The sequence below is a fragment of the Mesorhizobium sp. M0030 genome, assembly GCF_040323695.1.
Taxonomy (GTDB): domain Bacteria; phylum Pseudomonadota; class Alphaproteobacteria; order Rhizobiales; family Rhizobiaceae; genus Mesorhizobium.
This window is the reverse complement of sequence record NZ_JAMYVE010000029.1, coordinates 16292-27503: the sequence shown is the minus strand read 5'-3', so window position 1 is coordinate 27503 and position 11212 is coordinate 16292. Positions and strand designations below refer to the sequence as shown.

Genomic DNA, 11212 nt, shown 5'->3' with positions numbered 1-11212 from the left:
CACAACCTCGGGGGGGGCGGGGGGCCCCAAAAAACCCCCCCCCCCCCGGGGGGGGGGGGGGGGCCGGGGCGGGGCGCCGCGTGTGGGGGGGGCAGCGCCGGCGCCAGTCACCCCTCCCCGCCGCTTCGCGGCGACCCTCCCCATCCAGGGGAGGGTAAAGCGCGCTCGGCCAAAGGCCGCATGCCCGACCGGGCGTCCGAGCCGTTGCGAGGGCCCGCGCCGGCAGGCGCGGAACGGCCCGTGAGCGAAAACAAAGTCAACATCTGCTGCGTCGGCGACGACGACCAATCGATCTATGGCTGGCGTGGCGCCGAGGTCGACAACATCCTGCGCTTCGACAAGGATTTTCCCGGCGCCACCATCATCCGTCTGGAGCGCAATTATCGCTCGACCGCGCACATCCTCGGCACTGCCTCGCACCTCATCGCCCACAATGAGGGCCGCTTCGGCAAGACGCTGTTCACCGAGAAGGTCGCCGAGGACGACGAGAAGGTGCATGTCCACGCCGCCTGGGATTCCGAGGAGGAGGCGCGCGCCGTCGGCGAGACCATCGAGACCTACCAGCGTGCCAAGCACAAGCTCAATGATATGGCCATCCTGGTCCGCGCCTCCTTCCAGATGCGCGAATTCGAGGATCGCTTCGTCACGCTCGGCCTCAACTACCGCGTCATCGGCGGCCCGCGCTTCTATGAGCGCATGGAAATCCGCGATGCGCTGGCCTTCTTCCGCGTCGTCGCGCAGGGCGCCGACGACCTCGCCTTCGAGCGCATCGTCAATGTCCCCAAGCGCGGCCTGGGTGAAGCCACCATCCGCCAGATCCACGACACGGCGCGTGCGTTGCGCATCCCGATGCTGGAGGCAGCCTCCAAGCTCGCCGAAAGCGATGAATTGAAGCCCAAGCCGCGCGCGGCCTTGCGCGAAGTGGCGGCCAATTTCGAGCGCTGGCAGAAGGCGCTGGAAACCACGCCACACACCGAGCTCGCCGAGACCATTCTGGAGGAGAGCGGCTACACCGACATGTGGAAGAACGACCGTTCAGTCGAGGCGCCGGGCCGGCTGGAAAACCTGAAAGAGCTGATCCGCTCGATGGAGGAGTATGAATCGCTGCGCTCCTTCCTCGAGCATGTCGCGCTGGTCATGGACGCCGAGCAGAACGCCGAGCTTGACGCCGTCAACATCATGACGCTGCATTCGGCCAAGGGCCTCGAATTCGAGACCGTGTTCCTCCCCGGCTGGGAGGAAGGCCTGTTTCCGCACCAGCGCGCGCTGGACGAAGGCGGCCGCTCCGGCCTGGAGGAAGAGCGCCGTCTCGCCTATGTCGGCCTGACCCGGGCCAAGAAGAACCTGCATTTGTGGTTCGTCTCCAACCGCCGCATCCACGGCCTGTGGCAATCGACCATCCCGTCGCGCTTCCTGGACGAACTGCCGGAAGCCCATGTCGAGGTCGCCGAAAGCGGCAACTCCTATGGCGGCTACGGCAATACCTATGGCGGCGGTTCGTTCGCGTCCGGCCGTGGCGGCCAGGGCGCAGGACGGCAGAACCCCTACGGCGCCTCGCGCTTCGACAATGTCGGCGCGGAAAAATCCGGCGCCTTTTCCAACACCTATGCCACGCCGGGCTGGCAGCGCGCCCAGGCCAACCGCACCGAAGCGACCGACCGCAACTGGGGTTCGCGCTCCGGCCACCAGGTCGAGCGCATCGGCTATGGCGAGACCGACTCCGGCTACGGCGCCGGCCGAACCAGCGTCAAAGGCCGCACCATTGACGGCGAACTGGTCGCCAAATCCGTCGCCGACACGCCGTCGCCCTTCAGCGTCGGCGACCGCGTCTTCCACCAGAAATTCGGCAACGGCAACATCTCCAACATCGAAGGCAACAAGCTGACCATCGACTTCGACAAGGCCGGCCAGAAACGCGTGCTGGACGGGTTCGTCGCGGCGGTGTGAGCGCCCGCTTGTCCTGTTGTCCTACAAGCGACCACATTGTTGTAGTCTGGCGGAGCCCTCCCCGCCTCGTCATCCACGGGCGGAGCAAGGAGCGTAGCGACGCAGCGTAGACCCGAGGATCCATCCCGCGTCTTCAACGCGTTGCCACGGTGCGGAATCCTGCGCAGCTGCACTCCAAGGTCGCGGAATGGATTCCAGGGTCTACGCGACGGAGCTTCGCTCCTGCTCCGCCCTAGAATGACGAAGCGACGGGCGTCTGCCCAGTCGTCGGGGCATGCGGTCCGCAACATGAGCGTCCCCGTCAATTTAGCCCGCCCCTCACCTGTACCGCGCCTGGTTCCACTTGTGCCCCAACAGCGACAGGATGATGATCAGGCCGTTGAAGAACTGGACGTAGAAGCCGCTCAAGCCCGCCGCCACGACGCCGGTCTGGATGAACGACACGGTGACCGCGCCGATGGCGCCGCCGGCAACCGTGCCGATGCCGCCCCAGGTCGGCGTGCCGCCCACGAACACCGAAGCCAGCACCGGCAAGAGATAGCCGTCGCCCGCGGTCGGCCACCAGGTGAAGTTGATCATCACCGAAAACGTGCCGGCGATCGCCGCGCCGATGCCGGTGAAGATGAACACTTTCACCCGCACGCGCTTGACGTCGATGCCCATCTGCTGGGCGCTGTCGGGGTTGTCGCCGACCACCCTCACCTGCGCGCCGAAGCGGTGCCGGTTGTAGAGCATTGCCGACAAAATGACGAAGGCGAGTGCCCAGAAGACCTGTACCGGAAAACCCCACACCTGACCGGAGAAGATGGTGTACGCCCAGCTGTCGCTGAGACCGGTCAGCGCCGTCGACCTGCCCTCGTTGATGATCTGGATCAGCCCACGCAGCAGGAAATTCATCCCGAGCGTGGCGATCAGCGACGACAGCCCGCCATAAACGACCAGTGATCCGACGAGGAAGCCGAGCAGCGTGCCGGTGATGAGTGCGGCAGCAATGCCGAGGAACGGATCATAGCCGGCCTGCACCACCAGCGCGAACACCCAGGAGGCAAAGCCCATGGTTGCGGGGAACGACAGGTCGATCTCGCCGCAAGTGACGACGAAGACCAGCGGCACCACCACGAACAGCGCAACCGGCAGCGTGGTCAGCACGGATCTGTAGAGATACCAGGTGGTGAACACGGTCGGGTTGGCGATCAGGAACGCCGCCATCATGATGATGAACACGGCGAGCGTGCCGAGCGCTGCGCGGTTGTCGATGACGAAACCGCGCAGCCAATGGTCGGACGGGTGCTTCCACTCGGGTCGGGCTGCCTTGCCGCCGAGAGGGCTCTGCAGATCGGGTTCCATGGTCTTGCTCATCGTGCTGCCCTCTCCGCGTCGCCGGCCTCGTGCAGCCCCGGCAATCCGCCGGGATGCGCAACGTCTTCCATGAAGTTGATCAGCTCTTCGGCCGACTTGACCTCGGTGCGATCGGCGGTCAACGCAACCTTGCCGCGGTCAATCACCACGAAGCGGTCGGCGATGTCGAAGACGTGATGGATGTTGTGGCCGATGAAGAGGATCGAGCGCCCGCTCGCCCGCACCTGGCGCACGAAATGGAAGACCTTGGCGGTCTCGGTCAGCGACAGCGCCGTCGTCGGCTCGTCGAGGATGATCAGCTCGGCCTGCTTGTAGATGGCGCGCGCGATCGCCACGCCCTGGCGCTCGCCGCCCGAGAGCTGGCCGACGATCGAGTGCGGCGTGAACACCTTCGAGGTGAAGCCGATCTCGCGCATCAGCCGGCTCGCCTCCTCTATCTCTTTATTGACCTTCAGGAAGCCCATGAAGCCGGTGAGTTCGCGGCCCATGAAGATGTTGCGCACAATGGTCTGCTGCACGGCCAGCGCCCGGTCCTGGAACACCGTCTCGATGCCGGCGTCGCGCGAGCGCGCCGCACTCCAGCCGGTCACCGGCTTGCCGCGCACCAGGATCTCGCCGCTGGTCGGCTTGACGACGCCGGACAGGATCTTGATCAGCGTCGATTTGCCGGCGCCATTGTCACCGATCAGGCCGACCACCTCGCCGCGGTCGACCGAGAGATTGACCCCGCCCAGCGCATAGACCTGGCCGTAGGATTTGCTGATGTCGCGCAGTTCGATGATGCGTTCGGCCATGGCGATCCTCGCTTGAGCAATTCCAGTAAAAATGTACGCGGTTTTTCGTCCGGAATTGCGTAAGAACAAAGAGATAGAGCGGTTCGCCGTTTCCTTGAAACGGTCAAATGCTCTCGCTTGCCGGCATTCTCGCCAGCGGTCCTGCCGGCCGGGCTTGGCCCAGCCGGCAGCTTGGGAGGTCAGCGCAGCGCCTGCTTGGCGAGCTCGGCGACGATCTCGTAATTCTGCGGCGTGACGAAACCGGCACCGGTGTCGACATTCATCGGCGCCAGGCCCAGCACCACCTGCTGGCAAAGGCTGAGGATCGGCAGATAGCCTTGCAGAAACGGCTGCTGATCGGCCGTCAGTTGCACCCAGCCGCCCTTGAACGCCTCGACGATCTGCGGGCTGGTGTCGAAGCCGAAATTGAAGATGTCGCCGGGCTTGCGTCCCGCCGCCTGCATATAGGTGGCGACATTGCCGAGCATCTGGCCGCCGGGATAGCCGACCGCCTTCACATCGGGATTGTTGAGCAGGGCCGCGGTGATCACCGGTATCGCCAGATTGGGGTCGGACGCCCACTCGCCGCTCGGCGGCGACGACAGCTGGATGACCTCGACACCGGCTTCCTTGAGTGCTGCCACCGTGCCGCGCTCGCGCGCACCGCGCGCCTCGTTCTCGAACGGGCCGATCATGATCGCCTTGTCGCCGGACTTGAGCTTGCCGAGCTTGAACGCCTCGACGCCGAGCGCGCGGCCCTGCTGCTCCTGCTGGGCGCCGACATAGCCGCCGCCGAACGCAGCCACCACCGTCGGCACCGGCACGTTCTGGTACATCATCTTGATGCCGTCCTTGTGCGCCTGTTCGGCCAGCGGCATGATCGCGGCGTCGCCGGGATGGCCCATCATGGCAATGCCGTTGGGCTTCACGGCGACGGCCTCGCGCAATTGCTGAACCATCTTCTCGACGTCCCACTGCGAGAAGATGTAGTCGACCTTGGGTCCGAGATCGGACGCCGCCTGCTTGGCGCCATTATAGACGATGGTGCCGAAAGCGTCGCCCTCGGCGCCGCCGACGAAAAAGCGGATGTGGACATCCTTGCACCACTGGGCGTCGAGCGCCTGCGCCGGCAGAGTGGAGATGGCAGCGCACAGCGCCGTGGCGGCGGCCACGACGGTCGAGCGCAGAAGTGTCGTTCTCATTGCGATGCTCATGCACGTTCCTCCCTTTTGTCCTCGGTGAGCCGAGGGGTTCGTCGTTCGCCTGTCGGCAGTGCTTGTCGGCAGTGCTTGGCAATCTGTCAGGCCGGCTCCTCCCACCGGCCCTCGGTCACGCCGGGTTCGGCAGGTAGGTCGCTCCTCCCCGGCATTGCTTGAGGTATTCCAGCCCGCGCACCTGGCCTGTGATTTCGAGGTCGCCGCGATAGACCGGGTCGTGCCAGCCCTCGATGTCGATGGCGCCCTTGTAACCGGCCAGCCGCAATTCGCTGATCACCCGCGTCCAGTCGCTGTCGCCAAACCCGGGCGTGCGCATCTGCACGAAGGGCAGCTTGCCGAACACGCCGTGCTCGCGGATCACATCCCAGCGCACCGTCGCGTCCTTGCCGTGGACATGGAAAATGCGCGGCGCCCATTTGCGGATCTGCGGCATCGGGTCGATGAGGTAGACAAGCTGGTGGCAGGGCTCCCATTCGAGGCCGAGATTGTCGTCGGGCAATTCGTTGAACATCAACTCCCAGGCATCGGGATTGTGGGCGATGTTCCAGTCGCCGGCCGCCCAGTTGCCATCCATGGCGCAATTTTCGAAGGCAATGCGCACGCCCTTGTCTGCGGCGCGCCTGGCCAGCGGACCCCAAACCTCACGGAAGCGCGGCAGGCTGTCTGTCAGCTTCTTGCCACGCAGACGTCCGGTGAAGCCGCTGACGATCGAAGCGCCGAACAGATGCGCATTGTCGATGACGGTTTCCCAGGCCGCGAGCACGCCGCGATCGACCTCGCCATCCTCCAGCGGATTGCCGAACACGCCGATCGACGACACGGCGACATCGGCATCGCCGATCGCCTCGCCAATCTCACCGGCGAGCCGCGCCAAATCCTTGCCGCCCAGCGTCTGCCAGAAGAAGGGCTGGATGCTCTCGAAGCCGAGCGGCAGAATCTCTTTGATGTAGGCGGCCGGGTCTTCGAGATTGGCCCGCACCATGGTGCCGATCCGGATGTCGAGAAGCGGGTTTGGCATCATGATGCTTCCTGTGTGATTGCGACGCGCCGTCCGGTCTCGGCGCTTTCGATGGCGCCAAAAACCATGGCCAGGCTTTTGATGTTGTCGCTGCCACGCGTTTCCGGCTCGCTGCCGGTCTCGATGGCGTGGATGAAATCCTTGATGATGCCGAGATGACCGCCGACGCGGTCGGCGGAATCGAGCGGCGGTACTGTGATGGGCTGGGTCAGGTCGAACAGGCCGTCGCGGACCGACAACACAACCTCGGCCTTCAGTCCGTCCTCGCCGTCCCAGACCAGGCTGCCGTGCTCGGCGACGATGCGCCACGTGCTCTCCCAGCTGGTGCGGAAGCCCGCCGCGCACCAAGAGCCTGCATAGGTGAACACCTTGCCGCCGCCGAGATCGAAGATAGCGCTGGCCGACGATCCCTGCCGGTACCAGGAATTGGCCGGCTCCCATTCCTGGCAAAAGACGCCGGCGGGATCGCCTGCGACCATGTAGCGGGCGGCGTCGAATGTGTGGATCGCCATGTCGAGCAAGAGCACATGGGCCATCTCCTCGCGAAAGCCGCCGAAATGCGGCGCGACGAAGAAATCGGCATGGATGCTGGTTGGCTTGCCGATGGCGCCGGAGTCGAGAAAGCGCCTGATGCGCCGGACATTGGCGACGTAGCGGCGGTTCTGCACGACCGCATGGACGCGCCCCGCGTTACGCGCCGCATCGACGATGGCGCGCGCATTTTCCGGAGTATCGGCCAGCGGCTTTTCCGTCAGCAGATGGCAATTATGGGCAAAGGCGGCAAAGGCGACGTCACGCCGGGCGGCTGGAACCACGACATCGAACACCGCGTCGGGCCTGGTCTGGTCGAGCACCGCGTCGAGGCTAGTGCCGATGACCGCGCCGTCGAGCCCGTATTCGTGCGCCCTCGCCTTCGCCCGTTCGGCGTCGAGATCGACAAGTCCGACAATGGCCAGCCCGTCGATCTGCCTCGCGGCATCGAGCCAGGCCTTGCTCATCGCACCACAGCCGACGAGGACGGCATTCATCATCCGGCATTCCTCCCGTCCGGTCCCTCCAGACCGAATGTCACGGCATTTCCGGCATCACCGTAAACGTTTCTCCGTAAACGTTTACGAGAACACACCCGATGGCGTAGAATGTCAATCGGCTGCCAGCGAAAATCATCCCGAAGCCTTGGCCTGGGCGGCAGCCGGTGCTAGCCAAGACAGGGGGAGAACTGTCCTTGGCGTCCAGCATCCATGACCTTGCGCGTCACCTGAACATTTCGATCGGCACCGTGTCGCGGGCGCTGAACGGCCGCGCCGACGTCAATGCCGACACCCGCCAGCGCGTGCTCGCCGCCGCCAAGCAATTGAACTATTCGCCCAACCAGTCCGGCCGCAGTCTGCGGCAAGGCACCACCCATTCGATCGCCTTCATGCTGCAGCCGCATCCGGGCGACCAGCAATATGGCGAACCCTTCTTCATCCCGTTCCTGATCGGTCTGCAGGGCCGACTGGCCGAGGATGACCTGGATCTGATGGTCGTCATGGGCGAGCCCGGCCAATATCAGCAGGAGAGGCTGCGCCGCGTGGTTGAGACGCGCCGAGCCGACGCGGTCGTGTTGGCCAATACACGGCGGGAAGACGATCGGATCGACTATCTCAGCAAGGCTGGCTTTCCCTTCGCCACGCTTGGCCGAAGTCAATCCGGCGACGACACCTATCCTTCGCTCGATATCGATTTCGAGAGGGCGGGTGATGAAGCCGTCGACCGGCTGGTCGCGCGCGGCCACCGCCGCATTGCCGCCATCCGCCCTTCGCTGGATCTCAACTTCGGCTACCTGTTCCTCGACGGCTACCGCAAGGCGCTGGGGCGGCATGGCATCGAAGTCGACCCCGGCCTGATCGCCGACGGCTTCATCAACGAGGCCGGAGGCTACCAGGTGACGCCGCGCGTGATGCTCTCCAAGGACCGGCCCACAGCCATCATCTTCAACAATGACGCAATGGCGCTCGGCGGCTGCAAGGCACTGGCCGAGATGGGCATCAGGCCCGGCCACGACATCGCGGTGATCGTCATCGTCGACACGCCGCTCTGCCGTTATTTCTCGCCGGCGCTGACCGCCTTCCGTCCGTCGCTGGAGCCGATGGGCCGGCGGCTGGCCGAAATGCTGCTGGCCTCGCTTCCCGCCTTTGCCGGCCCGGAAGGTCCGCGCATCATCCGCGAAGTCTGGCCGCTGGAACTGATCGCCCGCGACAGCGATTGATCATTGCGCTCTTCCCTCTCCTACAAGGGAGAAGGAAGAGGCCCTCTCTGTCACGCAAGTATCATGTTCGCGTCCTAGACCGCTTTGCGAGAGGGCGACATCGTCGATGCGATGCGGTGGCCCCTTTGCGCCGCTCAAGGCTTGTCACAAAAAGGATCTCCATGAAAATCTCGCACCGAACCGTGTCGCTCGGCGCCGCGCTGGCGCTGTTTACCGCCCTGACCCCTGCCCTTGCCGACAGCACCGCCACCGTTGGCGGCTTCGTCAACAAGGGCCTGGTCGGCGTCGGCCGCATCCCGGCCGATCAGAAGGACAAGTTCGGCGAGACCTTCGGCTCCGGCTCCGGCATGTCCATCGACGCCGCAAGCTGGACCCGTGGCGCGGACGGCTACAAGGGCTCGCTCTGGTTGCTGCCGGACCGTGGCTACAATGTCGTCGGCACCACCGATTACCGGCCGCGCCTCAACACTATTCATATCGAATTCACGCCGACCGCACTGGGCGCCACGCCCACCTCCGGCCAGGAACAGACAGGCGTCAAGGCGACGCTTGCCGATTCCCTGCTCCTCACCGACGACAAGGGCGCTGACGCCACCGGCCTCGATCCGCTCAACGGCGTGCGCGCGGCCAATGGCGACCTGCCGATCCTGCCCGAGGCCAATGGCAAGCTGGCGCTCGACAATGAGGCGATCGCGCGGCTGCCCGACGGCACCATGTTCATCTCTGACGAATACGGCCCCAACATCTACCGCTTCTCGGCCGACGGCCATCTGTTGTCGGCAACGCAGCCGCCCGCCGCTTTGGTGCCGATGCGCAAGGGCGCGCCGAACTTCGCCTCCGACAATCCGGGCCCCGGTGCAGCCGAACCCGATCCGAAGGATCCCGAAACCGGCCGCCAGAACAATCAAGGCCTCGAAGGCATGGCGCTGACGCCGGACGGCAAGTCGCTGATCACTGTGCTGCAGTCGGCGCCCCGCCAGGATGGCGGCGATTCGCCCGCGACGCGCCAGAACACCCGCGCGCTGGTCTACGACGCCTCCGACCCGGCCCATCTCAAGCTGGTGCATGAATATGCCGTGCCGCTGCCGGTGTTCAAGGACGCCAAGGACAAGACCAAGGTCGCCGCGCAGAGCGAAATCGTGGCGCTGTCCGACAAGACCTTCCTGATGCTGGCGCGCGACAGCGGAAACGGCCAGGGGGTGAAGGGCGATACTTCGCTGCTGCGCCAGATTTTCGTCGTCGACGTCTCTGGCGCCACCGACATTGCCGGCGGCGCCTTCGATGCCGCCGACAAGCCGCTGGCGCCCAAGGGCGTGCTCGACCCCTCGGTGACCCCGGCCAAGCTGACGCCGTTCATTGACATCAACGACAACAAGGAACTCGGCCGTTTCGGCCTGCATGACGGCAAGCCGAACGACAAGAACAATCTCTCGGAGAAGTGGGAAGCAATGTCTGTGGTCAGCCTGCTCGATCCGGCGCTGCCCGACGACTATTTCCTGTTCGTCGGCAACGATAACGACTTTCTCACCCAGGACGGTTTTCAGGTCGGCGCGCCCTACAAGGCCGACGACGGCGCCGATGTCGACACCATGTTCCTGGTCTATCAGGTCACGCTTCCGGGCCTCGCCAAGAAGTAGCCGTTTACGGAAAGGCGGACGCGCCCGGCGCGTCCGCCTCTAAACGTTTGTCGGCGATCAGCGATGCCGTGAAGGCACCTATTTCAAAATCTCCGCATCCCTTGGCACGCCGGCATCGATCGGCTCGGCGGTCCGGCTCGACACGGCCATGATCTTGCCTGCGGCCGACAGGTTCGGGCGCACATAGACCTGGGCTACGCCGTTGACCCGGCTGTAGAGGTCGATAATGTCCTGGTTCATGAAGCGCACGCAGCCCGAAGACGCGTTCTTGCCGATGGAATCCCATTCCGGCGTGCCGTGCAGCCGGTACATCGTGTCCTTGCCGTCGCGGAACAGATAGAGCGCACGCGCGCCGAGCGGGCTCTGCGGTCCCGGCGGCATGCCGTCCTTATATTTCGCCAGTTCCGGCCGGCGCTGGATCATTTCGGGCGGCGGCGTCCACACCGGCCATTTCTTGCGCGCCTGGATCACGGCGCTGCCGGTCCAGCCAAACCCGGCCTTGCCGAGGCTGACGCCATAGCGCATTGCCTTGCCGCCGTCGCGCACCAGATAGAGAAAATGCTCGGATGTATCGACGACGATCGTGCCGGGTTTTTCGCCGGTCGGATCGTCCACGATCTGGCGCACGAACTTCGGATCGAGCTTGGCCACGGGGATTGCCGGCAATGAAAAGCCCTCATCGACGCGCGCCGAATACATGGTGGCGGCATCGCCCAGAGCCGGTTCGGGCGCCGGAGCGGGCGTTGGCGGCACCACGACGTCGGTCGTGGTGCAGGCTGAAAGCGCCATGGAAGCGGCACCCAAAGCGGATATTCCAAGAAACGCGCGCCGGTTCAGGCGCTCGGAAAAAAGCGGATTGTCGGACATGATCCCCCCAGCCTATTCATCATATCCAACAGGATATGCGACCCCACGCGGCGACGACCCATATCCCATTCCGAATGTTTTGAGAACTGATTAGCTTGAAGCCGCCAGGTGGCATGTTCCAATGCCGCATCGACCTTGTCCGT

9 protein-coding genes are annotated in these 11212 nt (G+C 64.8%); 3 read left to right on the top strand and 6 right to left on the bottom strand.

Going from position 1 to position 11212, the window contains the following annotated elements:
• Positions 1 to 240: 240 nt before the first annotated feature.
• Positions 241 to 1947, top strand: coding sequence for an ATP-dependent helicase (locus NKJ80_RS30805; RefSeq protein WP_352498928.1), 1707 nt, complete (start codon positions 241 to 243; stop codon positions 1945 to 1947).
• Positions 1948 to 2265: 318 nt separating this feature from the next.
• Here the strand turns inward: NKJ80_RS30805 and NKJ80_RS30800 are convergent, their stop codons facing one another.
• The 5 genes from NKJ80_RS30800 to NKJ80_RS30780 form a co-directional block, all read right to left on the bottom strand.
• Positions 2266 to 3306, bottom strand: a complete 1041-nt coding sequence (locus NKJ80_RS30800) for an ABC transporter permease (protein WP_023746907.1) — start codon at positions 3304 to 3306, stop codon at positions 2266 to 2268.
• Positions 3303 to 4100: an ATP-binding cassette domain-containing protein gene (locus NKJ80_RS30795; protein ID WP_023668308.1), complete on the bottom strand. Its 798-nt coding sequence runs from the start codon at positions 4098 to 4100 to the stop codon at positions 3303 to 3305. Before NKJ80_RS30795 ends, NKJ80_RS30800 begins: the two co-directional genes overlap by 4 nt.
• Before the next feature lie 179 nt (positions 4101 to 4279).
• Positions 4280 to 5293, bottom strand: coding sequence for a substrate-binding domain-containing protein (locus tag NKJ80_RS30790; RefSeq protein WP_352498927.1), 1014 nt, complete (start codon positions 5291 to 5293; stop codon positions 4280 to 4282).
• A gap of 115 nt (positions 5294 to 5408) precedes the next feature.
• Positions 5409 to 6317 carry a sugar phosphate isomerase/epimerase family protein gene (locus NKJ80_RS30785; RefSeq protein WP_023832879.1) on the bottom strand — a complete coding sequence of 303 codons (909 nt, stop codon included), beginning with the start codon at positions 6315 to 6317 and terminating at the stop codon, positions 5409 to 5411.
• Positions 6314 to 7345 (bottom strand): Gfo/Idh/MocA family protein, encoded by a 1032-nt coding sequence (locus NKJ80_RS30780; RefSeq protein ID WP_023733059.1) that lies wholly within the window; start codon positions 7343 to 7345, stop codon positions 6314 to 6316. Before NKJ80_RS30780 ends, NKJ80_RS30785 begins: the two co-directional genes overlap by 4 nt.
• Positions 7346 to 7539: 194 nt before the next feature.
• Between NKJ80_RS30780 and NKJ80_RS30775 the strand changes: the two genes are divergently transcribed.
• Entirely contained in the window at positions 7540 to 8565 is a 1026-nt protein-coding gene (locus NKJ80_RS30775) for a LacI family DNA-binding transcriptional regulator (RefSeq protein ID WP_023697001.1), read from the top strand.
• A 161-nt stretch (positions 8566 to 8726) separates the two neighbouring features.
• Entirely contained in the window at positions 8727 to 10202 is a 1476-nt protein-coding gene (locus tag NKJ80_RS30770) for an esterase-like activity of phytase family protein (protein WP_023714765.1), read from the top strand.
• A 78-nt stretch (positions 10203 to 10280) separates the two neighbouring features.
• Here NKJ80_RS30770 and NKJ80_RS30765 read toward each other — a convergent pair whose 3' ends face one another.
• Positions 10281 to 11069: a L,D-transpeptidase gene (locus NKJ80_RS30765; RefSeq protein ID WP_023668302.1), complete on the bottom strand. Its 789-nt coding sequence runs from the start codon at positions 11067 to 11069 to the stop codon at positions 10281 to 10283.
• Positions 11070 to 11212: the final 143 nt, after the last annotated feature.